The 26,695-nt window shown below is 59.8% G+C and carries 30 protein-coding genes; 10 read left to right on the top strand and 20 right to left on the bottom strand.

Features of this window, described 5'->3' with window-relative positions; genetic code table 11:
* Positions 1 to 5: 5 nt before the first annotated feature.
* From rpsS to rpsJ, 6 genes are read right to left on the bottom strand one after another with little or no spacing between them, the layout of a single operon-like run.
* On the bottom strand, positions 6 to 284 hold the full coding sequence (gene rpsS / locus PG888_RS03445) for a 30S ribosomal protein S19 (RefSeq protein WP_005307960.1): 279 nt from the start codon (positions 282 to 284) through the stop codon (positions 6 to 8).
* A gap of 22 nt (positions 285 to 306) precedes the next feature.
* Positions 307 to 1,128, bottom strand: a complete 822-nt coding sequence (rplB, locus tag PG888_RS03440) for a 50S ribosomal protein L2 (protein WP_005340614.1) — start codon at positions 1,126 to 1,128, stop codon at positions 307 to 309.
* A 15-nt stretch (positions 1,129 to 1,143) separates the two neighbouring features.
* Positions 1,144 to 1,446 carry a 50S ribosomal protein L23 gene (rplW, locus tag PG888_RS03435; RefSeq protein ID WP_005331199.1) on the bottom strand — a complete coding sequence of 101 codons (303 nt, stop codon included), beginning with the start codon at positions 1,444 to 1,446 and terminating at the stop codon, positions 1,144 to 1,146.
* Entirely contained in the window at positions 1,443 to 2,048 is a 606-nt protein-coding gene (gene rplD / locus PG888_RS03430) for a 50S ribosomal protein L4 (RefSeq protein ID WP_025325386.1), read from the bottom strand. Before rplD ends, rplW begins: the two co-directional genes overlap by 4 nt.
* A 17-nt stretch (positions 2,049 to 2,065) precedes the next feature.
* A complete protein-coding gene (rplC, locus tag PG888_RS03425; RefSeq protein WP_005340620.1) occupies positions 2,066 to 2,698 on the bottom strand; it encodes a 50S ribosomal protein L3 in 633 nt (210 codons plus the stop codon).
* Between the two features lie 22 nt (positions 2,699 to 2,720).
* A complete protein-coding gene (rpsJ, locus tag PG888_RS03420) occupies positions 2,721 to 3,032 on the bottom strand; it encodes a 30S ribosomal protein S10 (protein ID WP_005307944.1) in 312 nt (103 codons plus the stop codon).
* 377 nt (positions 3,033 to 3,409) lie between these two features.
* On the opposite strand from rpsJ, the gene PG888_RS03415 reads away from it, so the two are divergent.
* Positions 3,410 to 4,336: a DMT family transporter gene (locus PG888_RS03415; protein ID WP_058052487.1), complete on the top strand. Its 927-nt coding sequence runs from the start codon at positions 3,410 to 3,412 to the stop codon at positions 4,334 to 4,336.
* 52 nt (positions 4,337 to 4,388) lie between these two features.
* Here the strand turns inward: PG888_RS03415 and envZ are convergent, their stop codons facing one another.
* Positions 4,389 to 5,699 (bottom strand): two-component system sensor histidine kinase EnvZ, encoded by a 1,311-nt coding sequence (gene envZ, locus PG888_RS03410; RefSeq protein ID WP_270692694.1) that lies wholly within the window; start codon positions 5,697 to 5,699, stop codon positions 4,389 to 4,391.
* Positions 5,696 to 6,418 carry an osmolarity response regulator transcription factor OmpR gene (ompR, locus tag PG888_RS03405; protein WP_270692693.1) on the bottom strand — a complete coding sequence of 241 codons (723 nt, stop codon included), beginning with the start codon at positions 6,416 to 6,418 and terminating at the stop codon, positions 5,696 to 5,698. The genes envZ and ompR overlap by 4 nt, the downstream gene beginning before the upstream one ends.
* 247 nt (positions 6,419 to 6,665) lie before the next feature.
* Between ompR and greB the strand changes: the two genes are divergently transcribed.
* Positions 6,666 to 7,139, top strand: coding sequence for a transcription elongation factor GreB (greB, locus tag PG888_RS03400; protein ID WP_042059173.1), 474 nt, complete (start codon positions 6,666 to 6,668; stop codon positions 7,137 to 7,139).
* Here greB and PG888_RS03395 read toward each other — a convergent pair.
* Positions 7,127 to 7,342, bottom strand: coding sequence for a hypothetical protein (locus PG888_RS03395; RefSeq protein WP_270692692.1), 216 nt, complete (start codon positions 7,340 to 7,342; stop codon positions 7,127 to 7,129). The two genes, greB and PG888_RS03395, sit on opposite strands and share 13 nt — an antisense overlap.
* On the opposite strand from PG888_RS03395, the gene PG888_RS03390 reads away from it, so the two are divergent.
* Entirely contained in the window at positions 7,341 to 9,650 is a 2,310-nt protein-coding gene (locus PG888_RS03390; RefSeq protein ID WP_270692690.1) for a Tex family protein, read from the top strand. The two genes, PG888_RS03395 and PG888_RS03390, sit on opposite strands and share 2 nt — an antisense overlap.
* A gap of 70 nt (positions 9,651 to 9,720) precedes the next feature.
* On the opposite strand, the gene PG888_RS03385 is transcribed toward PG888_RS03390, so the two are convergent.
* From PG888_RS03385 to bioH, 4 genes are all read right to left on the bottom strand, one after another.
* Entirely contained in the window at positions 9,721 to 9,999 is a 279-nt protein-coding gene (locus tag PG888_RS03385; RefSeq protein WP_042059175.1) for a hypothetical protein, read from the bottom strand.
* 85 nt (positions 10,000 to 10,084) lie between these two features.
* The gene (locus PG888_RS03380) at positions 10,085 to 10,852 is read right to left on the bottom strand and encodes a putative metalloprotease CJM1_0395 family protein (protein WP_270692687.1); all 768 of its coding nucleotides are present in this window, start codon (positions 10,850 to 10,852) and stop codon (positions 10,085 to 10,087) included.
* 1 nt (position 10,853) lies between these two features.
* Entirely contained in the window at positions 10,854 to 11,087 is a 234-nt protein-coding gene (locus PG888_RS03375; protein WP_005340632.1) for a flagellar basal body rod C-terminal domain-containing protein, read from the bottom strand.
* Between the two features lie 71 nt (positions 11,088 to 11,158).
* On the bottom strand, positions 11,159 to 11,923 hold the full coding sequence (bioH, locus tag PG888_RS03370; protein WP_270692686.1) for a pimeloyl-ACP methyl ester esterase BioH: 765 nt from the start codon (positions 11,921 to 11,923) through the stop codon (positions 11,159 to 11,161).
* Positions 11,924 to 11,961: 38 nt separating this feature from the next.
* Between bioH and PG888_RS03365 the strand changes: the two genes are divergently transcribed.
* Both PG888_RS03365 and nfuA read left to right on the top strand, forming a co-directional pair.
* Complete coding sequence (locus tag PG888_RS03365) at positions 11,962 to 12,690, top strand: ComF family protein (protein WP_270692684.1); 729 nt, start codon at positions 11,962 to 11,964, stop codon at positions 12,688 to 12,690.
* Positions 12,691 to 12,770: 80 nt separating this feature from the next.
* Positions 12,771 to 13,349, top strand: a complete 579-nt coding sequence (nfuA, locus tag PG888_RS03360) for a Fe-S biogenesis protein NfuA (RefSeq protein WP_005340636.1) — start codon at positions 12,771 to 12,773, stop codon at positions 13,347 to 13,349.
* A 71-nt stretch (positions 13,350 to 13,420) separates the two neighbouring features.
* Here the strand turns inward: nfuA and gpsA are convergent, their stop codons facing one another.
* From gpsA to PG888_RS03345, 3 genes are read right to left on the bottom strand one after another with little or no spacing between them, the layout of a single operon-like run.
* A complete protein-coding gene (gene gpsA, locus PG888_RS03355) occupies positions 13,421 to 14,425 on the bottom strand; it encodes an NAD(P)H-dependent glycerol-3-phosphate dehydrogenase (protein WP_182969979.1) in 1,005 nt (334 codons plus the stop codon).
* Between the two features lie 2 nt (positions 14,426 to 14,427).
* Positions 14,428 to 14,898 (bottom strand): protein-export chaperone SecB, encoded by a 471-nt coding sequence (gene secB / locus PG888_RS03350; RefSeq protein ID WP_042059186.1) that lies wholly within the window; start codon positions 14,896 to 14,898, stop codon positions 14,428 to 14,430.
* Positions 14,899 to 14,948: 50 nt separating this feature from the next.
* Positions 14,949 to 15,380, bottom strand: coding sequence for a rhodanese-like domain-containing protein (locus tag PG888_RS03345; RefSeq protein ID WP_042059188.1), 432 nt, complete (start codon positions 15,378 to 15,380; stop codon positions 14,949 to 14,951).
* 246 nt (positions 15,381 to 15,626) lie between these two features.
* Between PG888_RS03345 and gpmM the strand changes: the two genes are divergently transcribed.
* Both gpmM and envC read left to right on the top strand, forming a co-directional pair.
* Entirely contained in the window at positions 15,627 to 17,156 is a 1,530-nt protein-coding gene (gene gpmM / locus PG888_RS03340) for a 2,3-bisphosphoglycerate-independent phosphoglycerate mutase (protein WP_111809377.1), read from the top strand.
* 9 nt (positions 17,157 to 17,165) lie between these two features.
* Positions 17,166 to 18,515, top strand: a complete 1,350-nt coding sequence (envC, locus tag PG888_RS03335) for a murein hydrolase activator EnvC (RefSeq protein ID WP_270692680.1) — start codon at positions 17,166 to 17,168, stop codon at positions 18,513 to 18,515.
* Positions 18,516 to 18,647: 132 nt separating this feature from the next.
* Here envC and PG888_RS03330 read toward each other — a convergent pair whose 3' ends face one another.
* Positions 18,648 to 19,298 carry a Qnr family pentapeptide repeat protein gene (locus PG888_RS03330; RefSeq protein ID WP_042656914.1) on the bottom strand — a complete coding sequence of 217 codons (651 nt, stop codon included), beginning with the start codon at positions 19,296 to 19,298 and terminating at the stop codon, positions 18,648 to 18,650.
* 89 nt (positions 19,299 to 19,387) lie between these two features.
* On the opposite strand from PG888_RS03330, the gene PG888_RS03325 reads away from it, so the two are divergent.
* Positions 19,388 to 20,395 (top strand): substrate-binding domain-containing protein, encoded by a 1,008-nt coding sequence (locus PG888_RS03325; RefSeq protein WP_234663841.1) that lies wholly within the window; start codon positions 19,388 to 19,390, stop codon positions 20,393 to 20,395.
* Between the two features lie 85 nt (positions 20,396 to 20,480).
* Here the strand turns inward: PG888_RS03325 and PG888_RS03320 are convergent, their stop codons facing one another.
* The 3 genes from PG888_RS03320 to PG888_RS03310 are packed head-to-tail and all read right to left on the bottom strand — an operon-like array spanning position 20,481 to position 23,434.
* Complete coding sequence (locus tag PG888_RS03320; RefSeq protein WP_270692677.1) at positions 20,481 to 21,122, bottom strand: bifunctional 4-hydroxy-2-oxoglutarate aldolase/2-dehydro-3-deoxy-phosphogluconate aldolase; 642 nt, start codon at positions 21,120 to 21,122, stop codon at positions 20,481 to 20,483.
* A gap of 9 nt (positions 21,123 to 21,131) precedes the next feature.
* A complete protein-coding gene (gene edd, locus PG888_RS03315) occupies positions 21,132 to 22,928 on the bottom strand; it encodes a phosphogluconate dehydratase (protein WP_270692676.1) in 1,797 nt (598 codons plus the stop codon).
* Entirely contained in the window at positions 22,925 to 23,434 is a 510-nt protein-coding gene (locus tag PG888_RS03310; RefSeq protein WP_042059201.1) for a gluconokinase, read from the bottom strand. Before PG888_RS03310 ends, edd begins: the two co-directional genes overlap by 4 nt.
* Positions 23,435 to 23,599: 165 nt before the next feature.
* Between PG888_RS03310 and PG888_RS03305 the strand changes: the two genes are divergently transcribed.
* Both PG888_RS03305 and pssA read left to right on the top strand, forming a co-directional pair.
* On the top strand, positions 23,600 to 24,961 hold the full coding sequence (locus PG888_RS03305) for a GntP family permease (protein WP_270692675.1): 1,362 nt from the start codon (positions 23,600 to 23,602) through the stop codon (positions 24,959 to 24,961).
* 200 nt (positions 24,962 to 25,161) lie between these two features.
* Positions 25,162 to 26,511: a CDP-diacylglycerol--serine O-phosphatidyltransferase gene (gene pssA / locus PG888_RS03300; protein WP_270692674.1), complete on the top strand. Its 1,350-nt coding sequence runs from the start codon at positions 25,162 to 25,164 to the stop codon at positions 26,509 to 26,511.
* Positions 26,512 to 26,695 lie beyond the last annotated feature (184 nt).

The raw sequence follows: 26,695 nt of genomic DNA, 5'->3' as shown, positions 1-26,695 counted from the left end.
ATCCCTTAGCGCTTCTTAGCCTTCTTATCAGCAGCATGGCCGCGATAAGTACGAGTCGGTGCGAATTCACCCAGTTTGTGACCGATCATTTCTTCGGTAACGAAAACCGGAACGTGCTGACGACCATTATGGACAGCGATGGTCAAACCGATCATGTTCGGGATGATCATTGAACGACGGGACCAGGTCTTAACCGGCTTTTTATCCCCGCTTTCCACCGCTTTCTCTACCTTCTTCAGCAAGTGCAGGTCAATAAATGGACCCTTCTTGAGAGAACGTGGCATGGTGATTCCTCTATGTTAACAATTACTTGTTACGACGACGTACGATGTACTTGTCGGTACGCTTGTTCTTACGGGTCTTGAAGCCTTTAGCCTTCTGGCCCCATGGGGACACAGGCTGCATGCCTTTGTTACGACCCTCACCACCACCGTGCGGGTGATCAACCGGGTTCATCGCCATACCGCGAACGGTCGGACGAATACCACGCCAGCGGTTTGCACCGGCTTTACCCAGTTGACGCAACATGTGCTCGGAGTTACCGACTTCACCGATGGTAGCGCGGCACTCGGCCAGAACTTTACGTACTTCGCCGGAACGCAGACGCAGAGTTACATAGTTACCTTCACGAGCCAGGATCTGGATGAAAGTACCAGCGGAACGAGCCAGCTGGGCACCTTTACCAGGCTTCATCTCTACAGCGTGAACGGTAGAACCAACCGGGATGTTGCGCATCGGCAGGGCGTTACCTACCTTGATGGCTGCATCAGCACCAGAAGCGATTGCGTCACCAGCTTTCAGGCCTTTCGGAGCCAGGATATAACGACGCTCACCGTCTGCATACAACACCAGAGCGATGTTAGCGGTACGGTTAGGATCGTATTCCAGGCGCTCTACTTTAGCCGGGATACCGTCTTTGTCGCGTTTGAAGTCGACGATACGGTAGTGCTGCTTGTGACCACCACCGATATGACGGGTAGTGATACGGCCGTTGTTGTTACGACCACCGGACTTGCTTTTGCTGTCCAGCAGAGCGGCAAAGGGCTTACCCTTGTACAGCTCTTGATTGACGATCTTGACGACGTGACGGCGGCCCGGAGAAGTAGGCTTGCACTTAACGATTGCCATTTTTGAGAACTCCTCTTACTCGGCTGCGCCCATGAAGTCGATGTCCTGACCAGCTTTCAGGGTCACATAAGCCTTTTTCCAATCGGAACGACGGCCTACACGCGCACCTGAGCGCTTGGTCTTACCCTTCATGTTCAGGGTACGGACGGTCTCAACTTCGACCTCGAACAGTTTCGCAACTGCAGCTTTGACTTCCGCCTTGGTGGCATCAACAGCAACTTTGAACACGATAGTGTTCTGCTTTTCTGCGACCATGGTGCTCTTTTCAGAGATGTGCGGAGCCTTCAGAACTTTCAACAGACGTTCTTCGCGGATCATGCCAGCATCTCCTCGATTTGCTTAACTGCGTCAGCAGTCATCAGAATCTTGTCGAAGGCGATCAGGCTGACCGGGTCGATACCGGCAACATCACGCACGTCGACCTTGTACAGGTTGCGAGCAGCCAGGAACAGGTTCTCATCGACTTCAGCAGTCACGATCAGAACGTCAGTCAGTTCCATCTCTTTCAGCTTGGCGATCAGTTCTTTGGTCTTCGGCGCTTCGATGCCGAATTTCTCGACAACGATCAGGCGCTCTTGACGTACCAGCTCGGACAGAATGCTACGGATAGCGCCGCGGTACATCTTCTTGTTTACTTTCTGGCTGTGATCTTGCGGCTTAGCAGCAAAAGTCACACCACCGGAACGCCAGATGGGCGAACGGATGGAGCCAGCACGGGCACGACCAGTACCCTTCTGACGCCACGGCTTTTTGCCGCCACCAGACACTTCAGAGCGAGTCAGCTGCGCACGAGTACCCTGACGGGCACCAGCGGCATATGCAACGACGACCTGGTGAACCAGAGCTTCGTTGAATTCGCGCCCGAAGGTAGTCTCGGAAACTTCAAGAGCGCTCTTGGCGTCTTTCATTACCAATTCCATTACTATCTCCTCAGACGTTACGCTTTGACGGCAGGTTTGACGATCACGTTGCCGTTGGTTGCACCCGGTACTGCGCCTTTGATGAGCAGCAGGTTGCGTTCAGCGTCAACACGAACCAGTTCCAGGTTCTGAGTCGTTACACGCTCAGCACCCATGTGACCAGCCATCTTTTTGCCCTTGAATACACGACCCGGAGTCTGGTTCTGACCGATAGAACCCGGAACGCGGTGAGACAAGGAGTTACCGTGGGTCATATCCTGGGTGCGGAAGTTGTGGCGCTTAACAGTACCAGCAAAGCCTTTACCTTTGGATGTGCCAGTAACGTCTACCAGCTTAACGTCAGCGAGAAGATCTACTTTCAGCTCGCTACCAACAGTGAAAGTTTCACCGTTGTTCAGGCGGAATTCCCACAGACCGCGACCGGCTTCTACACCAGCTTTGGCGAAGTGGCCAGCTTCCGGCTTGGTCACACGGCTGGCTTTTTTGGCGCCAGTGGTAACCTGAATAGCGTTGTAGCCGTCGGTTTCTACAGATTTGACCTGAGTTACACGGTTAGCTTCAACTTCGATAACAGTCACCGGGATAGAAACGCCATCTTCAGTGAAGATGCGAGTCATACCCACTTTGCGACCTACAAGACCGATTGTCATTGTTATCAACCTCTTTCCGTAATTAACCCAGGCTGATCTGGACGTCTACACCAGCTGCCAGATCCAGACGCATCAGGGCGTCTACGGTCTTGTCAGTCGGCTCAACGATGTCTACCAGACGCTTGTGAGTGCGGATCTCGTACTGATCACGCGCATCTTTGTTGACGTGCGGGGAGATCAGGACGGTGAAGCGCTCTTTGCGAGTCGGCAGCGGAATAGGACCGCGAACCTGCGCGCCAGTGCGCTTTGCAGTTTCAACGATTTCCGCAGTGGATTGATCAATCAGGCGATGATCAAAAGCCTTCAGGCGGATACGGATTCTTTGGTTCTGCATTGACAGAGCTCCAATAGATAAAAGAACATAAATCAACACCGCCCGACCGAGATTTCTCCCGCCAGAGGTGTGATTTTTCACGTTTCCTCCCATATCGGGAGGACTGTATGGCTGGTCTCTGCAAGCAGTAAACTCAGCAGCAGACATATCGTCTGGCTTACCTCATGGGTAAGCGGAGGGGATTATACGGATTTTTTCAATTTGCGCAAGAGAGGGCGAACAGATTGTGCACAATTTTCTGTGACAGATGGATCTCTGTCACTGCCCCAGAAAAGGCACGTCATGACAGGAATCACCTCAAGGAATGTCCGGCGTCACGACAAGCTCGTTAATGGGCTGATAGACTGCCGCTTTCTTCCGTTCATGACACGACAGCAATGATCAAAGATCAAAAGAAAGCCTACCAGTACGCACTCTGCGCCGTGGCGCTCTGGTCCACGGTGGCAACGGCCTTCAAGATTTCCCTCACCTATTTTGCGCCGGTGCAACTGCTGCTGGTTGCGGCGCTAACCTCGACCCTGCTGCTGGGCACCATAGTGCTCAAGCAGGGCAAACTGCCGCTGCTCTGCAGCTATCTGCGCAGCCGCCCGCTCTATTACCTGATGCTGGGGGTGATGAATCCCTTCCTTTATTACCTGCTGCTGTTCAAAGCCTATGATCTGCTGCCGGCCCAGCAGGCACAGACCCTCAGCTACACCTGGGCCATCACCCTCACGCTGCTCTCGGTGCCATTCCTCGGCCAGACCCTGCGCCGCCGCGACGGAGTGGCTATCGTGCTCGGTTATTTCGGGGCGCTGGTCATTGCCACCAAGGGGGATGTCTTCGGACTGCACTTTGACAATCCCTTGGGTGTTGCGCTGGTGCTGCTCTCGACCCTGATCTGGGCCAGCTACTGGATCCTCAATACCCGCAATCAGGGGGACCCCGTCGTCAGCCTGCTGCTTGGTTTCATTATCAGCCTCCCCTTCATCGTGCTCGCCACCTGGCTGCTGGCCGACTTTCAGCTGACCGCCTGGCAAGGCTGGCTGGGCGCCATTTATGTCGGGATCATCGAGATGGGATTTGGCTTCGTGCTCTGGCTGATGGCGATGCGCCATGCCACCAACACGGCCCCCATCAGCAACCTTATCTTCATCTCGCCATTTGCCTCGCTGGTGCTGCTCAACCTGCTGGTTGGCGAGGCGATCCACCCAGCCACCCCCATCGGGCTGGGATTGATCGTGGCGGCCTTGCTGATCCAGCAGCTGAGATATGGCAAGCGCTATCGCAAGGCGGCCACCACCACACCAGAGAAAGTGCTCTGATAACAAGTGGTCTGATAATGCAGAAGGGCGCATCCACCGATACGCCCTTCTTTCAATCCATCCACTCCTGCGGCTGGTGTTTCGGCAATCGCACCTCAACCAGCAGGCCGCCGAGATCCGAGCTCCCCAGCCGGATAGTGCCGTGGTGCTGGGCAACTATCTTGGCCACAATCGCCAGACCAAGACCGCTACCACCGACGGTGCGTGCCACATTGCCCTGGGTGAAGGGCTTGAGTACCCGGGCATAATCCTGCTCGGGAATACCGGGGCCATCATCTGACAGGCGCAAGCGCACCCAGTGACCATCGTCCTTCAATTCGGCATGCAGCCTGCTCGCCCCATAACGCAGCGAGTTGCTTGAGAGGTTGTTCAACACCCGTCGCATGCTGACCGGATTGCAGGCCACCCGCACCGCATCCTGCGGCAGCGCCAGTTCCACCTCCACCCCCTGTTCCGAGTAGATCAGCAAGGTATCGTGCACCAGCTGGGTCAGGTCGATCGGCATCAGGTCCTGCCCCTCATCAGGGCGGATATAGTCGATGAACTGATCGATGATGGCATTGGACTCATCAATATCGGAATTGATGCTCTCCTTGAGGTACTCGTCACCGGACGACATCATCTCGGTGGCCAACCGGATGCGGGTCAGTGGGGTGCGCAGATCGTGGGAAACCCCCGCCATCATCAGGTTACGCTCCTCGATCAAGCTCTTGATGGAGTGCGACATGTGGTTGAAGGTGCGGGTCAGCCGCCGCACTTCCCGTGACCCCAACTCCCCCAGCGCCTCGGGGAAATGCCCCTTGGCCACGGCCACCGCGCCAGCCTCGAGATCCTCGAGCGGGCGCACCAGCTGGCGGGCAAAGCGCCAGGCCGCAAACAGGGTGATCACCAGCAACACGCTCAGATAGATGATGAGGGGTTCGATATCATCATCTTCAATCTCGGTCAGCGGGATCCGCACCCAGATTTTGCTGGCCTGCGGCGGCTGGATCCAGATGATGTAGTGATCCTGGATCTCGACCCGCACCTTGGCCGGGCCGCCCAGTTCACGGCTGATGTTCTCCTCCAGATAGGGGTACGGCTTGGCATCGTTGAAGCCATGCTGCACCGCCTCGCTCTGGGTATAGATATCGGTGCCGGTCGTCACATAAACCAGCGCCTCGGCATCTTCACTCAGCGCCAGCTGCTCGGTATTGACCGGAAAGATCAGCTTGACCTGATTGGCCAGCAAGTGACTGATCTGCTTGACGGTGGGCGCCAGCAGATAGTTGTAGAAGGTGACGTAGGAGACCGCTTGATAGACCACCAGAACGGCGGCCAGAAACCAGAGCATGCGCGAGAACATGCTGCCGACCTTTTTCATGCACCGTCACCATCTGGTACAAACACATACCCCAGGCCCCAGACGGTCTGCAGGTAACGAGGCTGGGCCGGATCCTGTTCCAGCAGGCGGCGCAAGCGGGAAACCTGCACGTCGATGCTGCGCTCGGTGGCGGTATATTCGCGACCCTGGGCCAGATTCATCAGCTTGTCGCGGGAGAGCGGTTCGCGCGGATGGCTGACCAGCACCTTAAGCACCGCAAATTCACCGCTGGTGAGCGCCATCGGCTCACCATCACGACTTAGCTCGCGAGTCGCCAGATTCAGCTGGAAAGCCCCGAAGTTGACCACCTTCTCTGCAGCAGAGGGAGCCCCCGGCAACTCGACGGTGTGGCGGCGCAGCACGGCACGGATCCGTGCCAGAAGCTCACGGGGGTTGAACGGCTTGGGCAGATAGTCATCGGCTCCCATCTCGAGCCCGACGATGCGATCCACTTCATCCCCCTTGGCGGTCAGCATCAGCACCGGGATCTGGTTGCCCGCTTCGCGCAGACGACGGCAGATGGAGAGCCCATCCTCCCCCGGCAACATCAGGTCTAGCACCATCAGGCTGAAGTTTTCACGAGTCAGCAAGCGATCGGCCTGTTCGCCATTGGCCACGCCGCGCACCACGAATCCCTGCTCGGTGAGATAGCGTTCCAACAGGGAACGTAATTTCAGGTCATCGTCCACGACCAGGACCTTGTATTGCTGCTGACTCATTGCTTTGCCTCTTATTCTTTAGCTGCCCCCAATACTAGGGGGGGATATCACGGGAGCAAAGCATAAATATGTTACCGGTTATTACCCATCCCGAGAGCGTGACGGCCATCAAGTCGCAGACCTCGCCACCACCCTCTTGAGGGATCCAGCCAGACCAGTACGATTTATCTCGACAGAAAAGGGACAAAAGCTAATATTCCCGAGCAGTTAGCGATGATTACCCCTCTTTGACCAGGTCCGCATCACCATGAAGACAAAGCTGATCACCCGCGAAGGCTACAACAAGCTGAAAGAAGAGCTCGATTTCCTGTGGCGTCAGGAGCGCCCCGAGGTCACCAGGAAGGTGGCATGGGCTGCCAGCCTGGGGGATCGCAGCGAAAATGCCGACTACCAGTACAACAAGAAGCGGCTGCGGGAGATCGACCGGCGGGTACGATACCTGCGCAAATGCCTTGAAGAGCTGGGGATCGTCGACTATGCCCCCGCACAGGAGGGCAAGGTGTTCTTCGGTGCCTGGGTCGAAGTGGAAAACGAAGAGGGCGAGACCAAGCGTTTTCGCATCGTCGGTTATGACGAGATCTTCGAGCGCAAGGATTACATCTCCATCGACTCCCCCATGGCCCGCGCCCTGCTCAAGAAAGAGGTCGGGGACGAAGCCATCGTCCGTACGCCAGTGGGTGACGCCTGCTGGTATATCAACGAAATCAGCTACCCCAAATAGTCGGACTGCTGGCGGGCGGCTACCACAGGCACATCCTGAGTCACAGGTGCAGCGGCAAGATAAGCGCCCTCCCCTGCGGCCCCATCAATCTGCGTGACGGTGACCCCGGCGCAGGGTGGCATCCCGCTACACGACCCCATATAGTGCTCACACTTGGCGCCTGATGGCGCGGACTCGACCACAGAGGCCCTCAACAACATCATGATGCAAACCATAGAGAGACAGATTGCCGGTGAGCTCAATGCTCGCCCGGAGCAGGTGCAGGCCGCGGTGCGCCTGCTGGATGAAGGCTCGACCGTGCCCTTTATCGCCCGTTACCGTAAAGAGGTGACCGGCGGTCTGGACGACAGCCAACTGCGTACTCTGGAGAGCCGCCTAGGCTATCTGCGTGAGCTGGAAGATCGCCGTCAGGTGATCATTCGTTCCATCGAGGAGCAGGGCAAGCTGACCCCCGAGCTGGCCCGCGAACTGCGCGGCGCCGACAGCAAGACCCGGCTGGAAGATCTCTACCTCCCCTACAAGCCCAAACGCCGCACCAAGGGGCAAATGGCGATTGAAGCCGGGCTGGAGCCACTGGCCAACCTGCTGCTCACCGACCCCATGCAGGATCCCGAGCAAGCGGCCGCCGCCTTCCTCAATGTCGAATTGGGCATTGCCGACAGCAAGGCCGCCCTCGACGGCGCCCGCTATATCCTGATGGAACGCTTCGCCGAGCAGGCAGACCTGCTGGAGAAGCTGCGCGACTACTTGTGGCAGAACGCCACCCTGCGCGCCCGCGTGGTGGCAGGCAAGGAGCAGGAAGGGGCCAAGTTCAAGGATTACTTCGAGCACGACGAACCACTGCACAAGGCCCCCTCCCACCGGGTGCTGGCCATGCTGCGCGGCCGCAACGAGGGGATCCTCAATCTGGCGCTGGTCACCGGTGACGATGAGGGTGCCAGCCCCTGCGAAGGGATCATTGCCCACCATCTCAAGCTCAATCTGCAGAACCGCCCGGCCGACAAATGGCTGCAAGGGGTGGTGAGCTGGACCTGGAAGATCAAGTTGTCGCTGCAGATGGAGACCGAGTTGATCGGTCGCATCCGCGAATCAGCCGAAGACGAGGCGATCAAGGTATTCGCCATGAACCTCAAGGATCTGCTGATGGCGGCCCCGGCGGGCATGCGCTGCACCATGGGGCTGGATCCGGGTATCCGCACCGGGGTCAAGGTGGCGGTGGTGGATGCCACCGGCAAACTGGTCGATTACGCCACCATCTATCCGTTCGAACCGAAACGTCAGATTGATCAGAGCCTCAAGACCCTGAGCGAGCTGTGCCAGAAACACAAGGTCGAGCTCATCAGCATCGGCAACGGCACCGCCTCGCGGGAGACCGACCGACTGGTGAGCGATCTGTTCGAGCGATACCCGGCCGCCAAGGCGCAGAAGATAGTAGTGAGCGAGGCAGGGGCCTCGGTCTACTCCGCCTCCGAGCTCGCCTCTCAGGAGTTCCCGGATCTCGACGTTTCCATCCGTGGCGCTGTTTCCATCGCCCGCCGCCTGCAAGACCCGCTGGCCGAGCTGGTCAAGATCGACCCCAAGAGCATCGGGGTGGGCCAGTATCAGCACGATGTCGGCCAGAGCCAGCTGGCCCGCCGACTGGATGCGGTGGTCGAGGATTGCGTAAACGCGGTCGGTGTCGATGTGAACACCGCCTCGGTCGCCCTGCTCAACCGGGTTTCCGGCCTCTCCCAGACGCTGGCCCAGAACATCGTCGCCTACCGGGATGAAAACGGCGCCTTCAAGAGCCGTCAGCAGTTGCTGAAAGTGAGTCGACTCGGCCCCAAAGCCTTCGAACAGTGCGCCGGCTTCCTGCGCATTCGCGGCGGCAGCAATCCCCTCGACAGCTCGGCGGTACACCCGGAGTCCTATCCGGTGGTGGAGCGGATCCTCGCCAGGCTGGAGCAAACAGTGGAGAGCCTGCTCGGCAACAGCAGCCTGCTGCGCAGCCTGAAACCGGCCGACTACACCGATGAACAATTCGGCGTGCCCACCGTCACCGACATCATCGGCGAGCTGGACAAGCCGGGCCGCGACCCTCGCCCCGAGTTCAAAACCGCGACCTTCAAGGAAGGGGTGGAGAAGATCAGCGACCTGGTGCCCGAGATGGTACTGGAAGGGGTGGTCACCAACGTCACCAACTTCGGCGCCTTCGTCGATATCGGTGTTCATCAGGATGGGCTGGTGCACATCTCCTCCCTGACCGACCGCTTCGTCAAGGATCCCCGCGAGGTGGTCAAGGCGGGCGACATTGTGCGGGTCAAGGTGCTGGAAGTGGACGCCCCGCGCAAGCGGATCAGCCTGACCATGCGCCTCGATGAAAAAGCGGGGCAAGCTGCCCGCAAACCGGCTGAAACGCGCAACAGCAGCGCGGGCAACGCCAAGCCAAGAAATGAGCCGCGACAAAGTGCCCCTACGGGTGGTGCCATGGGCAACGCCTTCGCGGCGGCGCTCTCCAAAGCGAAAAAGTAACGAAGCCTTCCAGAAGCCCTCTGAATGCAAAAAGCCCCGCAAGGGGCTTTTTTACACGCGAAGTACAGGATTACTGGGCCAGGGCGGCAAGAATGCTCTCGGGCTCTCCATGCTGGGCCAGCACCTCCCGCAACCGGTTGAATGCCTTGCAGGCCTCTTGCGGATACTTGCCGTAAGAGACGACGCCGGTGTGGCTCCAGCCAGCCGCCAGCATGACTTTCTTCTTGAAATGGGTTCCTTCGGTTCCCCCTCCTCCGAGCTGCATCAGAAACTGCTCCATCTGCAGGTGGGGGGGCGGTACACGGGAGAAGGTGGTGAAATCTTCCGCTTTGACTTCATCGAAATGCATGACAGCTCCTGTGAAATTGGAATGGGCCTGATCTTCAGATTAGTTGCAAAACAGGTCGCACAGCTGAAAGTTTGGCGAGCGTGATTCAGATATGCAGGCTGAGGGACTGGTTAGCGGCCGGGCTGACGGCCTGCTGATAGCGTCCCGCGATGACGCTGTTGCGCTTGTCCATATAGGCGCTCAGCACACCGCCCGATTTCGCGCTCTGCTCGGCCATCAGCTCTTTGCGTGCCTTGGCTTCACTCGCGGCGGCGCTGCGCGCGACGGCCAGATCCTGCGCTGAAGGCTCGGCAGGCGCCAGTGCCGCAGAGCGGATCTGCTGCATTTTGGCGATGGTGGCGGCAGGATCACCGGGTACGGCACTGGTATCGATCTGGACTTCACCGCCCGTCGCATAACGCTTGCCATCCGGCCCCTGGGTAAACTGATAGGTGGGCGAGCTGGCGTACTCACCACCCGCTGACTGGTGGGCCTGCTCGTGGGTGCGTACCTCCTGATCACGCTCGATCAGATCCTGAACCTGCTGCTCTTGCCGCTGTTGCTGCTCCTGCTGTTTGGGATCTTGCTGTTTGCGCTGACCATCCTCATCGGTTGCCTCGACAAAGCGATTGTCTGGCAAGGTCGTCGGCGCCGGTTGCCCGGTTTCACGGCTGTTCTGGGAGCTCTGATTGCTGGAGGCCTGACCGGCTTTGGATTTCTCTTTCTGGGAGCCGACTTCGGATTCGGCACTTGAGGCTTGACCCTGTCGGGCCTGCGGGATCAGTTCTGCCCGGCGATTATCCGTCCTGGCCGCTTCCACCTGGGGTTGCAGCTGTGTCGGAATAAGGGGGGGCAGACTGACATTGATGTTCATCTCACACCCGGATGTCGATCAGGGTTCCCATCATATCGCTGGCGGTCTGCACTACCTTGGCTGAAGCGCCAGCCTGCTGCTCGGCCACCTTGAGATTGACGAGCTCATCGGTCACTTGCACCTGATCCCCGCTGGGGGTGTTGAGGCGGGCGATCTGATTGGATGCCTTGTCGGCAATCTGCTCGGCTCGCTGAAATCCCTGTACCCCGCTGTTGAAGGCAGAATCAATACGCATGATGTTACTCCTCTGGTCACAGCTTAATTATCCGCCAGACCAGAGGATTAATGAAGCTTGTCGGCTGTTTTTTAGCCAACAAAATCTCGAACGATTTCAATGAATTCGTCAGGGTGGGAGATAAAGGGTGCGTGTGAGGCCTTATTGAGGGTCACGCTGCGGCTGGCAGGGTAGAGATCATCCAGCAGCGGAATGGCCACCTTGGGCACCAATGAATCCAGTCGGCCATAGATCCGCAACCAGGGCAGATCCAGCTCCCGCAGCGGTTCGCGCAGGTCAATGTCGGCCAACAGCGTCAGTCCGGCCTCGAGTGCGGCAAACTGCGGCGACGGGCGCTCGGCCAGCCAGTGGCGCAACTGGCGGATATCGTCCCGGGCATGTTCGCTGCCCATCGCCTGGATCGCCAGAAAACGCTCTATGGTCTGGCGAAAATCCCCCGCCAGCATCAGGTTGAATCCGGTCAGTACCTTGGGGGCGATCCCCGGCCACTCGTCGCGGGCCATAAAACAGGGGGAGCTGGCCACGGTAATCAGGGAGTGCAACCGATCGGGATGAGTCAGCGCCAGCTGGCTTGCCACCAGACCGCCGAGCGACCAGCCCAACAGATGGCACTTCTGTGGCAACATGGTGGCGACCTGCCCGGCAAGCCAGGGCAGGCTGTAATCCACCTCGTCTGCCAGCGGGCTGTTGCCAAAACCGGGCAAGTCCACCAGATGAACCCGATAGTGGGACGCCAACTGCTGGGCAATGCCATGCCAGACCGCACCGTTCATCCCCCAACCGTGCAACAGCACCAGATCGGGCCCCTGGCCAAACTGCTCTACCGATATGCTCATCTAGACTCAAGATCCCTGTTCATGCTCTTGGGGTCAGCATGTTAAAGCGACTGCTCGCTAAAGCAAGCCCGCTGCTCGGCAGCCACGGCGACTGGCAAGGGAGCTGCCTGCTCTGCCATCAACCTTGCGACAGCGAGCCCCTGCTCTGCAGCTGGTGTCGGCAGGCGCTGCAACAGTCACAGCCAAGATGCCGCCTCTGCGCCGCACCGCTGGCTGACTATATAGAAGAGAGCATACCGGTCTGCGGCCGCTGCCAGCGCAGGCCTCCCCCTTGGGATCGGTTGCAGGTGATCGGCGACTACCTGAGCCCCTACCCCATGCTGATCCCCCGGCTTAAATATTCCGGCCAGATCCTGCTGGCACCGCTACTGGCACGCCTCTTGGCCGATCATCTGGATAGCCGCGAGCCGCCGGAGGCGATCATTCCGGTCCCCCTGCACTGGTGGCGGCAGTGGCGGCGCGGTTTCAATCAGGCGGAGGAGATCGCGCACACTCTTGGCGAGCTCACCGGCATTCCCTGCGACAACACCCTGTTGCAGCGCATCAAGGCAACACCGCAGCAAACAACCCTGAGCGCCGGGCAGCGGCGGCGCAATCTGCGCGGGGCATTCCGGATCCGCCCCCACCACTATCGCCATGTCGCCCTGCTCGATGACGTCGTGACCACCGGCGCTACCGCCGGTCAGCTCAGCCGTTTGCTCCATGAGAGCGGCATCACAAAGGTAGAAGTGTGGGCAATCTGTCGTACCCTCCGGCACAGCAAGTAGCCATCGGCATGCTACCCAAGCATTAATAACCGCGTTATCATGAATACCCTAGTCGTACACTCAGGTTTATGAGGATAGTGATGATCAGCATTTCCGACGCCGCCCAGGCCCATTTCCGTAAACTGCTGGAAAAACAGCCTGATGGCACCAATATCCGGGTGTTTGTGGTCAATCCGGGAACCCAGAATGCCGAGTGTGGCGTATCTTATTGCCCGCCCGATGCCGTGGACCCGGAAGATCAACACCTGCCCTTCAGCGGCTTCGACTGCATGGTCGATCCTCTGAGCGCCCCCTTCCTGGTGGATGCCACCATCGATTTCGTGACCGATCAGATGGGCTCCCAGCTCACCCTGAAAGCACCGAACGCCAAAATGCGTAAAGTGGCCGATGACGCGCCGCTGATCGAGCGCATCGAGTACGTGTTGATGTCCGAAGTGAACCCCATGCTGGCCGGTCACGGTGGCAAGGTCACCCTGGTCGAACTGACCGAAGACAAACTGGCCATCCTGCAGTTTGGCGGCGGTTGTAACGGTTGCTCCATGGTCGATTACACCCTGAAAGAGGGGATCGAGAAGCAACTGCTGGAGAAGTTCCCGGGCGAGCTCAACGGCGTGAAAGACGCCACCGAGCACCAGCGCGGCGACCACTCCTACTACTGATTTGCTGCCCTTGCGGCGCAAAGAAAAGGCCCCGCCATCTGGCGGGGCCTTTTGCATGGGCAATCGGCAGATTACTCGTCCTTCTTGTCTCGCGACAGCAGGGCGATGGCCGCCTCTTTCGGGTTCTTACCCTCGTAGAGCACCTTGAAGATCTGCTCGCAGATGGGCATCTCGACGCCGCAGCGGGCCGCCAGCAGATGCACCTCCTTGGTGTTGCGATACCCCTCCACCACCTGACCGATCTCGGTCATGGCGGTGTTCACATCCTTGCCAGCCCCGAGGGCCAGCCCGAAGCGACGGTTGCGCGACTGGTTGTCGGTACAGGTAAGCACCAGATCCCCGAGCCCCGCCATCCCCATAAAGGTTTTGGCATCGGCACCCAGCGCCGCCCCCAGACGCTGCATCTCCACCAGACCCCGGGTGATCAGCGCAGTTCTGGCATTGGCGCCAAACCCGAGCCCGTCGGAGAGACCGGCACCGATGGCGATGACGTTCTTCACCGCACCACCCAGCTGCAGACCGACGAAGTCCGGATTGGTATAGACCCGGAACGAGCGACCACAGTGCAGCAGATGGGAGAGATCATCGGCGAACTCGTCATGGGTCGAGGCGACCGAGATGGCGGTCGGCAGACCGGCAGCCAGCTCCTTGGCGAAGGTGGGGCCGGAGATCACCGCCAGCGGTATCTCGTCACCCAGCACGTCGCGGGCCACATCCTGCAGCAGACGGCCACTGTCCGGCTCCAGACCCTTGGTGGCCCAGGCGATACGGGTATCGGGGCGCAGGAAGGGTTTGATCCGGGTCAGCACATCACCAAATACATGGCTCGGCACGACCAGCAGCAGCACAGGGGCAGCCTGTACCGCACGTTGCAGATCCGCAGTCAGTTGCAGATCGGCAGGAAAAGGGACATCAGGCAAAAATGCCTTGTTGCAGCGGTCTTGTTCCAGCTCGGCGACATGAACGGGGTCGTGACCCCACAGCAGGGTCGGATGACCGTTGCGCGCCAGAGAAATGGCAAGGGCGGAGCCATAAGACCCCGCCCCCAAGACCGAGATAGCGATCTGGTCAGCCATTATCAGGCTTCCGCAGTCGCCTGCTGGGCCTGTGCTTGCGCCATGTGCTGGGCAAACAGGGCATCGAAGTTGACCGGTGCCAGGTTCAGCTGCGGGAAGGAACCCTTGCTCACCAGGTTGGACACCGCTTCGCGGGCATACGGGAACAGGATGTTCGGGCAGAAGGCGGCCAGGCAGTGAGCCAGTTGCGGCTCCGGCAGGTTACCGATGGTGAAGATACCGGCTTGCTGTACTTCGCACAGGAAGGCAGTTTCGGTTTCCAGTTTGCAAGTCACGGTCAGGGTCAGCACAACCTCGTACACGTTGTCAGCCAGGATATTGGTCTTGGTATCCATATCCAGCTTGACGTCCGGCTGCCACTCTTTCTGGAAGATGTGCGGGGTGTTCGGCGCTTCGAAAGAGACATCCTTGGTGTAAACACGCTGGATGTGGAATTCCGGTTGTACTTCCTGGTTGTTGATCTCGTCAGCCATTTCGTTTGATTCCTTGTTATATGGATAAGTGGGCTCAGGCCCTGCTTAAATCAGCGTTTTTTGGTTACCGGCAGATTTTCTGCACGCCATTGGGCCATGCCACCGCCGAGCACATAAACCTGCTTGAAGCCAGCTTTGCTCAGCTGACGGCCCGCGCCGCCCGCAGTCATTCCCGACTCGCACACCACTATGATGGGGGCATCTTTATGCTTTTCAACCGGGCCCAGATTATTGCTCTGGATCTGGGTCAGCGGCAGGTGCTGGGCACCGGCCAGATGGCCCTTGGCGAACTCTTCCTGACTGCGAATATCCACCACGGTGGCGTTCTCGCGGTTGATCAGCAGGGTCGCGGTGTGGTTGTTGACGGTTTTTACCGGAGACAAACGGGCACGCACAGTGGTGTAAACCAGGGTGCCAGCCAGACCCAACCAGGCTGCGGTCAGCAGCGGGTTACGGGCCGCAAAATCCAAATACTCTTGCATCTTCTACTATCCAGGGACCAAGACAAGGGCCCGAGTATACATGGGGGTATTGATAAGATCAGCCATCTTGGCGGCAAAGCGCGAGCAGGCTCCCATCATCAACGGGCGGCAGGCATGGCAGGAAGGGCGTGGCTTGCGGGGCTGCGGGAGCGCCCCTTGGCTATCAGGTGACTATTTCGGCAGATGTAGTAATATTACGCTAGTTTCATTTCCCGCATTTTTTCCAATCCGAGAGGACATAGTCTTATGTCAACAGCTAAGAAACCTTTGGTTCTGGTCATCATGGACGGTTGGGGCTACAGCACCAAGCAAGAGCACAATGCCGTCGCTGCCGCCAAGACTCCCAACCTCGATCGTCTGGCCCGTGACTACACCAGCACCCTGATCTCCGGCTCCGGTCTGGACGTCGGTCTGCCGGATGGCCAGATGGGCAACTCCGAAGTGGGTCACGTCAACATCGGTGCCGGTCGCATCGTCTATCAGGAGCTGACCCGCATCTCCAAAGACATCAAGGATGGCGACTTCTTCCAGAACGTCGAGCTGGCCAAGGCTGTTGACGCTGCCGTCACCAACGGCAAAGCCGTTCACATCATGGGCCTGATGTCCCCGGGTGGCGTACACAGCCACGAAGAGCACATCATGGGCATGATCGAAATGGCCGCCAAGCGTGGCGCCGAGAAGATCTACCTGCACGCCTTCCTGGATGGCCGCGACGTTCCGCCGCGCTCCGCCCAGTCCTCCATCGAGCTGTTCGATGCCCTGTTCGCCAAGCTGGGCAAGGGTCGTTTCGCCTCCATGATCGGCCGTTACTTCGCCATGGACCGTGACAACCGCTGGGATCGCGTGCAGCAAGCCTATGACCTGATGACTCAGGGCAAGGGCGAGTTCACCGCCGAGAGCGCCACCGAAGCACTGGCTGCCGCCTATGCCCGCGACGAGAACGACGAATTCGTCAAAGCGACCCGCATCGGCGAAGCTGCACCGATGGAAGATGGCGATGCGCTGATTTTCATGAACTTCCGTGCCGACCGTGCCCGTGAAATCACCCGCGCCTTCGTTGACGCCGACTTCACCGGTTTCGCCCGTGCCGCCACCCCGGCGCTGAACTTCGTGATGCTGACCGAATACGCGGCCGACATCAAAACCGCCTGTGCCTACCCGCCGACTGCGCTGGTCAACACCCTGGGTGAGTGGCTGGCCAAGCAGGGCAAGACCCAGCTGCGCATCTCCGAAACCGAGAAGTACGCTCACGTCACCTTCTTCTTCAACGGTGGCGAAGAGTCCTGCTTCGCTGGCGAAGATCGCGAGATCGTGGCCAGCCCGAAAGTGGCGACCTACGACCTGCAGCCGGAAATGAGCTCCGAAGAGCTGACCGACAAGCTGGTTGCGGCTATCAAGAGCGGCAAGTACGACGTCATCATCTGTAACTACCCGAATGGCGATATGGTTGGCCACACCGGTGTGTTCGATGCCGCCGTCAAAGCCTGTGAAGCCGTTGACCACTGCGTGGGTCGTGTCACCGAAGCGCTGGCCGAAGTGGGTGGCGAATGCCTGATCACTGCCGACCACGGCAACGCCGAGAAGATGCTGGACGAAGAGACTGGTCAGGCCCACACCGCCCACACCAATCTGCCGGTTCCGCTCATCTATTTCGGTCGCAAAGCCGAGGTTGCTGAAGGTGGCAAACTGTCCGATCTGGCCCCCACCATGCTGACCCTGATGGGTCTGCCGGTGCCGCCGGAAATGACTGGCAAGCCCCTGATGATTCTGAAATAATCCTTCCCCATGCGGGGATGCGAAGTTATTTCACAGAAAACCAGTCGCGTCGGCCTGTTGGCCGGCGCGCTGTTTTTTTGCCTGTCGTTTGGCGCCCCCCCGGCCGTTGCCGCCAATCAGCAGCTGGGCACCATGCAGTCCCAGATAAAAGAGCAACAAAAGACCATCAAGCTCAGCAAGCAGGAGCTTGCCAAGCTCAATACCCAGCTCAAGGCTGACGAGCAGGCCATATCGGCCGCCGCCGCCAAACTCAATCAGACCAGACAACAGTTGAAGCAGAACCAGCAGAAGCTGGCGACCCTGCAAAAAGACAAGCTGGCGCTGGAAGTTCAAGCCAAACATCAAAAGCAGTTGCTGGCCAAGCAGGCGGAAAGCGCCTTTCAGGCGGGCAACCATGACTACCTCAAACTGCTGCTCAATCAGCAGGATCCGGCCAAACTGAGCCGCTCACTCGACTACTACGACTACCTGAACAAGGCCCGCATCGAGGCCATCGACGCCCTGCGCGCCACCCGCGACAAGCTGGCGAAAAACCAGCTAGCCACCAAAGAGACCGAAACCAGACTGCAGACCCTGCTTGCCGAACAGCAGGAGCATCACCAGACCCTGCTGGCCAGCCAGCAGAGCCGGGCCAAGGTGCGCAACCAGTTGCAACAGTCGGTGCAGGATGACGAGCAGAAGCTCACCAAGCTGGTCAAGGCGGAGAAAGCGCTGAAAGCCCGGCTGGAAGAGCTGCGTCGCAAGCGGGAAGAGCAGGAGCGCCGTGAACGGGCCGAGCGGGAGCGGCTGGCCAAGCTGAAAGCGGAGCAGGAGCGTCAGCGCAAGCTGGCCGAACAGCGCCGCGCCGAGCAGCAACGACTCGCCGCCCAGCAGAACAAAACCGTCAAACCGGCGGAACCGGTTGAAGAGGTAGCCAGCACCAAACCGGAGCGTGGCTCGGGTATTGGCACTGCCGGTCACTACAGCGGCCTCAAGACCAATGGCAGCCTGCGCTGGCCGGTACAGGGGCCGATCCTCATCTCCTACGGTTCGCCGCGCACCGCCCAGCTCAAGTGGAAAGGCACCCTGATCGGCGCCAGCGAAGGGACCCAGGTCAAGGCGGTCGCACCGGGGCAAGTGGTCTATGCCGACTGGCTCGACGGTTTCGGCATGCTGCTGGTGATCGACCACGGTAAGGGCTACATGAGCCTCTACGGTCACAATCAGTCGCTGCTGCGTCAGGTTGGCCAGAATGTGGAACAGGGTGAACCGGTGGCACTGGTCGGTGACAGTGGCGGTCAGGACAGACCGGGCCTCTACTTCGAGATCCGCTATCAGGGCGAGGCGATCAACCCGACCAAATGGCTGGCCAAGGGCTGAGTTAACCTGGCCAACAAGCGCGTCACACGCTCACTACCAAAAGCCTGCATCATGCAGGCTTTTGTCGTTTCAGGAGTACAGCAACCCGCTGTCGCTCCCATTTGATGAAAAATTACCTAATTTTCGATCGGCTCAGGGAAAGACAACCAGACCGATCTGCTCCAGCAAAGTCTGCTGCTGATCCTCGTTGATCTGCACCCCCTGCAGATCGACCCGACGCAGATCCAGCCCCGGCAGATCGCACTGGCGCAAATCGCAGCCCTGCAGCTTGAAGCTGGTCCAGTCGATCTGGCCAAACTCGGAGCCGCTGAGATCGGATCCCGCCAGCGAGGCACCGAACAGGTTGGCCCCCTGCCAGCGGTTTTCGGTCAGCTCGCACTTTTCCAGCAGACACCCCTCGAAGCTGGCGTAACTGAAGTTGTTGCCGGTCAGATGGGCATCGCAGAAGTAGCTTTTGGCGGTGATCTGGTTGGCGAAGCTGGCGTGGCCGAAGTTGATGCCGACCGCCTGACAGTCGCGCATCTCCAGTCCCAGACACTGGCTGCGGCTGCAATCGGCCATGGTGAGATCGCAGCGCAGAAAGCTGGCCTCCCGCAGATCGCAACCCTGCAACAGGCAGCCCCGCTCACTCTCCCGATCGTAGAAGCTGCAATCGATGAAGCGGCTATCGCCCAGATCCAGCCAGGAGAAGTTGCAGCCGATAAAGCGGCACTCCGAGAACTGCTCCCCTTCCACATCCTGTTGCTCGAACCGGACATCCACGAACTGCTTGCCTCTGATCATCGGAAAACTCCTGCAAAAACGGCTTCATATGCTGACTTTATCTGCCGAAAACGGTAATGTTACATGTAACATCCACCCTGGACACCCCTATGAGCCCCACCCGCAAGCGCCGCCCCACCCTGCAAGATATCGCCGACCAGACCGGCGTGACCAAGATGACTGTCAGCCGCTATCTGCGCGACCCGCAGACCGTGGCGGAGGGGACCCGCGAGCGGATCGCGGCGGCGGTGGAAGAGCTGGGCTATATCCCCAACCGGGCGCCGGATATTCTCTCCAACGCGACCAGCAAGGCGATCGGCATCCTGATCCCCTCCCTCTCCAACCAGGTCTTCTCGGCGGTGATCCACGGCATCGAGTCGGTGACCCGACCGGCCGGTTACCAGACCCTGCTGGCCCACTACGGCTACAGTCCGGAGCGGGAGGAGGAGCAGGTCGCGTCCCTGCTCTCCTACCATGTGGATGGGCTGATCCTCTCCGACAGCCAGCACACCGAGCGCACCCGCAAGATGATCGCCACCGCCGGCATTCCGGTGGTGGAGACCATGGATCTGTCTGATACCCCCATCGACATGGTGGTCGGCATGGATCATAGCGCCGCCGCCCGGGCCATGGTAACAGAGATGCTGCGCCGGGGCCGACGCAAGGTGGTCTATCTGGGGGCGCGGCTCGACGTGCGTACCCAGCTGCGGATGGAGGGCTACTATCAGGCGATGACCGACTTCGGCCTCACCGGCCAGCATCTGCTGACCGAGCAATCCTCCAGCTTCACCCTGGGGGGCGAGTTGCTGGATCAGGCGCTGGTGCGCTATCCCGACCTCGACGGCCTGTTCTGCACCAACGATGACCTGGCTGTGGGCGCCCTGCTGCAGTGTCAGGCCAAGTGGATTCCGGTGCCCCAGCAGATCGCCATCGCCGGTTGCAACGCCCTCGACATCGGCCACGCCATGACCCCCAAGCTGGCCAGTATCGCCACCCCGCGGGAAGCGATCGGCCGGGAGGCAGCCACCATGCTGCTGGCGCGTCTTAATGGCCATCCCTTGCCAGAGACCCGCAAAGACATCGGCTTCTCCCTCTATGTCGGGGAGAGTCTGGGGTAATCCCCTCCCTCTCCAACTGAAGTCACGCCGATAACAGACAGGCCACCCGAGGGTGGCCTGTCTGGTTTTTCTGCACAACTGACGCTTAGCGTTTAACCAGCTCAACCGCTTCGCGGGAGAGGCGGGTCACCTCTTCCCAGTTGCCGCTCTTGACCGCATCGGCCGGCAGCATCCAGGAGCCGCCGACGGTGGCCACGCACTTGAGCGCCAGATAGTCGGCCACATTTTTCGGGCCGATACCGCCGGTGGGGCAGAACTTCACCTGGGGCAGCGGGGCGGCAATGGCGGAGAGCGCCTTGGTGCCGCCGTTCGCTTCGGCCGGGAAGAATTTCAGGTGGTCGTAGCCCGCTTCCAGCGCCTGCATCACTTCAGACGGAGTAGCCACACCCGGGATCAGTGGCGCAGTGCTGTTGGCCGCGTGGGCCAACAGGGCCGGGGTCATCCCCGGGGAGATGACGAAGCGGGCACCGGCTGCGACGGCTGCGTCAAACTGCGCGCAGTTGAGCACGGTACCGGCACCGACCATGGCATCCGGCATCGCCTTGGCGATGAGGGCGATGGCGTCGAGCGCCACCGGGGTGCGCAGGGTAATTTCGAAGACGGAGATGCCGCCGTCGAGCAGCGCCTTGGCCATTGGCAGGGCCTGATCCAGCTCGTTGATAACCATCACGGGTACCAGCGGGGAGGCGGCAAACACCTCGGCCGGAGTCACTTTCCAGTTCTGCATAGCTCTTCCTTATTCAAAGATGGTGGCGCCACACTCGGCGCTCGATACCGCGCGACGCATCACGCTGAACAGTTCACGGCCCCACCCCTCTTGTTCCAGAGTGAGGTCAATCTCGGCCTGGGTACGGCCACTCAAATCGGTCAGGCAGTCGAGGCTGCCGTTTACCGCATCAACCCGCAGCAGGTCGCCATCGGCAAGCAGGCCGATTGCCCCGCCGTGCAGCGCTTCCGGGGTGACGTGGATGGCGGCCGGGATCTTGCCGGAGGCACCGGAGAGACGGCCATCGGTGACCAGCGCCACCTTGTAACCCGCCTTCTGCAGATTGCCGAGCACCGGCATCAGCTTGTGCAGCTCCGGCATGCCGTTGGCGGCCGGGCCATTGTGGCGCACCACGATCACGGCGTCCTGATTGAGATCGCCCGCCTTGTAGGCCGCTTCCACCGCATGCTGGGAGGAGAAGACCCGTGCCGGGGCTTCAATCACCCGATATTCGGGAGCCACAGCGGAGACCTTGACCACGGCGCGGCCCAGATTGCCCGCCAGCAGCTTGGTGCCACCGGTCGCATTGAATACGCTACCCGTGGGAGAGAGCACGCTCGCATCGCTGCTTTCACCGACCGGCTGCCATACCAGCTTGCCATCGACCAGTGCCGGACGGCTGAGGTAATCCTGCATCTCGCCAAAGACCGGGGTGGCATCCATGTGGATCAGCCCCTCTTCGGCCAGGCGGCGCATCAGGCCGGGCACGCCGCCCGCCTGTTCGAAGGCGTTCACGTCGGCAGGGCCGTTCGGGTACATGCGAACCAAGAGCGGCACCACGTCGGAGAGATCGCTGATGTCATCCCAGGTCAGTACCAGACCGGCCGCGCGGGCCAGTGCCACCATGTGGATGCTGTGGTTGGTGCTGCCGCCGGAGGCGAGCAGGGCCACCAGACCATTGACCAGCGAACGCTCGTCCAGCACCTCGCTCAGCGGGCGATAGGCCGGGGAACCCGGGATCATGGCGCTGATGCGGCGGGCCGCCTCGGCGGTCAGGGCGCGGCGCAGTTCGCTATGCGGATGCACAAAGGCGGAGCCCGGCAGCATCAGGCCCATGGCCTCAAACACCAGCTGGTTGGTGTTGGCGGTGCCGTAGAAGGTGCAGGTGCCCGCCGCGTGGTAGGCGCCGCACTCCATCTCCAGCAGGGCATCGCGACCCACTTCACCGGCGGCGTACTTCTGACGCACCTTCACCTTCTCGTCGTTGCTGATACCGCTCGCCATCGGGCCAGCAGGTACGAATGCGGTCGGCAGATGGGCGTGGGAGAGCGCCCCCATGATCTGGCCCGGAGCGATCTTGTCGCAGATGCCGAGCAGCAGGGTGGCATCAAAAGTGTTGTGAGAGAGTGACAGCGCGGTCGCCTGGGCGATCAGGTCGCGGGAGAACAGGGACATGTCCATCCCCGGCTGACCCTGGGTCACGCCGTCGCACATGGCGGGCACGCCGCCAGCAACCTGGGCACTGTGGCCCAGCTCGGCCAGCACGGCCTTGATCTGATCCGGATAGCCCTGATAGGGCTGATGGGCGCTCAGCATGTCGTTGTAGGCGGTGACGATGCCGACGTTGGCGCGGGTCATGTCGAGGATGCGACCCTTCTCGTCACTGCTGCAGGCTGCCACGGCGTGAGCCAGGTTGCCACAGGCCAGCGCTGCGCGAGTCTTGCCCTGCTCTGCCTGACGCTGGATGCGGGCCAGAAATGCCTGACGACGGGCGACACTGCGTTCGCGGATGCGGGCGGTGACGTCGGAAATTACCTGATGAATCATTGGGCTTGCTCCAATGCTGTGACGGCGCGGTCAACCACCTGTTCGAAGGTGCCGTCTATATCAATGTGGAATACACCGGCTTCGCCATCCGGGCGCTCCAGGGTATCGAACTGACTTTGTACCATGCTTTCACGCATGAAATGGCCTTTGCGGGCTCGCATCCGCTCGAGGATCAGCGGCTGGCTGCCATCGAGGAAGAGGAAGCTGACCGACTCGTTGCCTTCGCGGATCTGGTCGCGGTACTTCTTTTTGAGGGCGGAACAGACAATGATGCCGGTCTCGTTCTTCTGCTCGAGACTGTAGGCGGCGTCGCGGATCCGCTCCAGCCAGGGGGCACGATCCTCATCGTTGAGGGGGTTGCCGCCAGCCATCTTCTGGATGTTGGCCTTGGGGTGCAGGTCATCACCATCGATGAACTTGGCGCCCAGCGCTTCGGCCACTTTCAGACCCACGCTGGATTTGCCGCTACCACACACACCCATCACGATAATGCACTTACCCGCCATAATTTGACCTCTGTCCCACTTTTCAAAAAACCAGCTATTGATGGGTTCTAATCTAACACGTTACCGGTAACATGTTACCGGTAACGTTGCGCAATGTGAAGTGGAGCACAGAAATGTGCATAACAACAATCGGTATTATTTGAGGACACATTTATGGACGGAGCAATGAACACGCCAGATGTAACCTATCTGCTCTCGGTTGCAGTAGGGGCAATCGTCATGTTGCTAATGCTCATCATGCGGTTCAAGGTTCACGCCTTCGTGGCATTGACCCTGGTTAGTCTGCTGACAGCATTGGCTACCGGCGTCACCTATGATCAAGTGATCCCCACCATGCTAACCGGCTTCGGCGGCACGCTCGCCTCGGTGGCACTACTGGTCGGATTGGGCGCCATGATTGGCCGAATCCTGGAGATGACGGGGGGTGCCAAGGTTCTGGCCGATACCCTGATAAACCGCTTCGGATCCCACCGCGCGCCCTTCGCGCTCGGTGTGGCCTCCCTGCTATTCGGCTTCCCGATCTTCTTCGACGCTGGCCTCATCGTCATGCTGCCCATCATCTTCAGCGTGGCGAAGCAGTTTGGCGGCTCCGTCCTCAAATATGCACTCCCCTCCGCCGGTGCCTTTGCGGTGATGCACGCCTTCCTGCCACCACACCCAGGCCCAGTGGCCGCCAGCGAACTGCTGGGTGCCAACATTGGTCTGCTGACTGTCGTGGGTCTACTGGTCGCGCTGCCCACCTGGTACCTAGGCGCCTACCTATTCGGGCTCTGGTCCGGCAAGAAGTTTGACCTCCCCCTGCCCCCGAGCTTTACTGCCAACGCCGAGCAGGTAGCTGACAAGGCCCCCAGCTTCAGCCAAGTGATTTCCATCCTGCTGCTGCCGCTACTGCTGATCTTCATGGATACTGGCCTCAATACCTTGGGTACCATGGGAGTCATCGACAAGGGAGCGGACTGGGTCAACGTGCTACGCATGATTGGCAAGACCCCGGTGGCCCTGCTAATAACCGTGCTCTACGCCCTCTTAATGTTCCGCCAGACTCAGGGCAAGGTACAGCTCGAAAAGTTCTGCAACGATGCATTAGCCCCCGTCTGTGCCGTCATTCTGGTAACAGGTGCCGGTGGCATGTTCGGTGGGGTGCTGCGTGCGAGCGGCATCGGCACCGCGCTTGCTGATGTGCTCTCCGACACCGGCATGCCAGTAATCCTTGCCGCCTTCCTTGTTTCTGCCGCACTGCGGGTTGCTCAAGGCTCGGCTACCGTAGCGCTGACTACCACAGCTGCGCTGATGGCGCCGACCGTAGCTGCTACCACAGGACTAAGCGAGCTGGATCTTACCTTTATCGTCATCGCCATCGCAGGCGGAGCGACCGTACTTTCCCACTTTAACGACTCTGGTTTCTGGCTGGTCAGTCGCTTTCTCAACATGGACGAGAAGACAACCCTCAAAACCTGGACCGTCATGGAAACACTACTTGGTACCATAGCCTTTCTCATTGTGGCGTTGGCCAGCATGCTTTTCTAAATGACTAGTTAGCCCGTCACAAGGATGCAGGTGGGTCGCGTCCGTCCGCCATTCGCAACCGTTGCCAGAAAAAGGCCTCACTCGTGAGGCCTTTTTCATCTTTATGATGATTCTTTCTTTGGCTGAGAGGGCGAGATTGCTAGAATCGCCTATTCATCGCTCCGAGTGGAACGCTTAACCCCGTGATTTCAGGTTTATCTATGCATTCATCGGCCCATTATCGACAACTGCTGGCGCGCCTGCCCCAGATCGCCGTCGCGGCGGATCAGTTTGAAGTGCTCTACAGCGCGCAGGATTTCAAACGCCGCATTCTGGCGCTTATCGCCAATGCCACCCGGCGCATCTATCTGGTTGCGCTCTATCTGCAGGATGACGAAGCAGGACGGGAGATCCTCTCCGCCCTCTACGCCGCCAAGCAGCGCAATCCGGCCCTCGACATCAAGCTGTTCGTCGACTTCCACCGTGCCCAGCGCGGCCTGATCGGCAAGGGCAAGCAGGGCGGCAACCACCTGATGTATCAGGCCATGGCTGCCGAACACGAGCACCAGATCGAAATCTACGGCGTGCCGGTCAAGGGGCGCGAGCTGCTCGGCGTGCTGCACCTCAAGGGCTTCATCTTTGATGATGTGGTGCTCTACTCCGGCGCCAGCCTCAACGACATCTACCTGCACCAGCAGGATCGCTACCGCTTCGATCGCTATCACCAGATCACCAGCCCGGAGCTGGCCCGCAGCATGGTCAACTACGTGGACGACCTGTTCGTGAAGAGCGACGCGGTGCAGCGACTGGATCACAGCGATATCCCCAGCGCCAAGCAGCTGAAGGGGCCGATCCGCCGCTTCAAGCAGAGCCTGCGCCAGAGCCAGTACCGCTTCAGCACCATGCCGGTCAACACCCAGGAGGTGGCGGTCACCCCCATGGTGGGTCTGGGCAAGCGCAACAATCAGCTCAACCTGATGATCCGCAACCTGGTGCGCGCCACCGAGCGGGAGATCTTCATCTGCACCCCTTACTTCAACCCCCCCAAGGAGTTGAGCAAGGATATCGAGGATCTGCTGCAGCGCGGCTGCAAAGTCACCATCGTGGTGGGCGACAAGACCGCCAACGACTTCTTCATTCCGCCGGAAGAGAAGTTCTCCACCATCGGTGGCCTGCCCTATCTCTACGAGACCAACCTGCGCAAGTTTGCCGAGCGCAACCAGCGCCACATCGACGATGGTCGCCTCAACCTGATGCTCTGGTGTTGCGAGCGCAACTCCTACCATCTCAAGGGGATCTTCGTGGATGACGAGTGGGCCCTGCTCACCGGCAACAACCTCAACCCCCGCGCCTGGGCACTGGATCTGGAGAACGGCCTGCTGGTGCACGATCGTCGCCACCTGCTGCGTCCCCAGTTCAATGCGGAGCGGGAGAACATTCTGACCAACACCAAGCGGATCAGCCACTTCGATCAGGTGGAACAGATCCAGGACTACCCGGAACAGGTGCGCAAGCTGCTGGGACGGATCCACCGGGTCAAGGCTCACCTGCTGCTCAAACGCATCATCTGACCTTGGGCGCCATGCGCCCGCACCTCGCCTCTTGGCAGCCGTACAAAGGCCTCCCGTTTTCGGCAGGCCTTTGTTATATCCGCCGTTTCCCCCGCCTTGGCGGTCCTGCCAGCAGCAACTCGGCTTGCATCGGCCCCTTAACAACCCCTATCATCTGGACATATTTACAGTGTTTTCGGGCATC

The organism is Aeromonas sp. QDB23, assembly GCF_027707745.1.
Classification (GTDB): Bacteria; Pseudomonadota; Gammaproteobacteria; order Enterobacterales; family Aeromonadaceae; genus Aeromonas; species Aeromonas allosaccharophila.
Note: the sequence above shows the minus strand (reverse complement) of the source record. Positions and strands in the feature narration are given on the sequence as shown.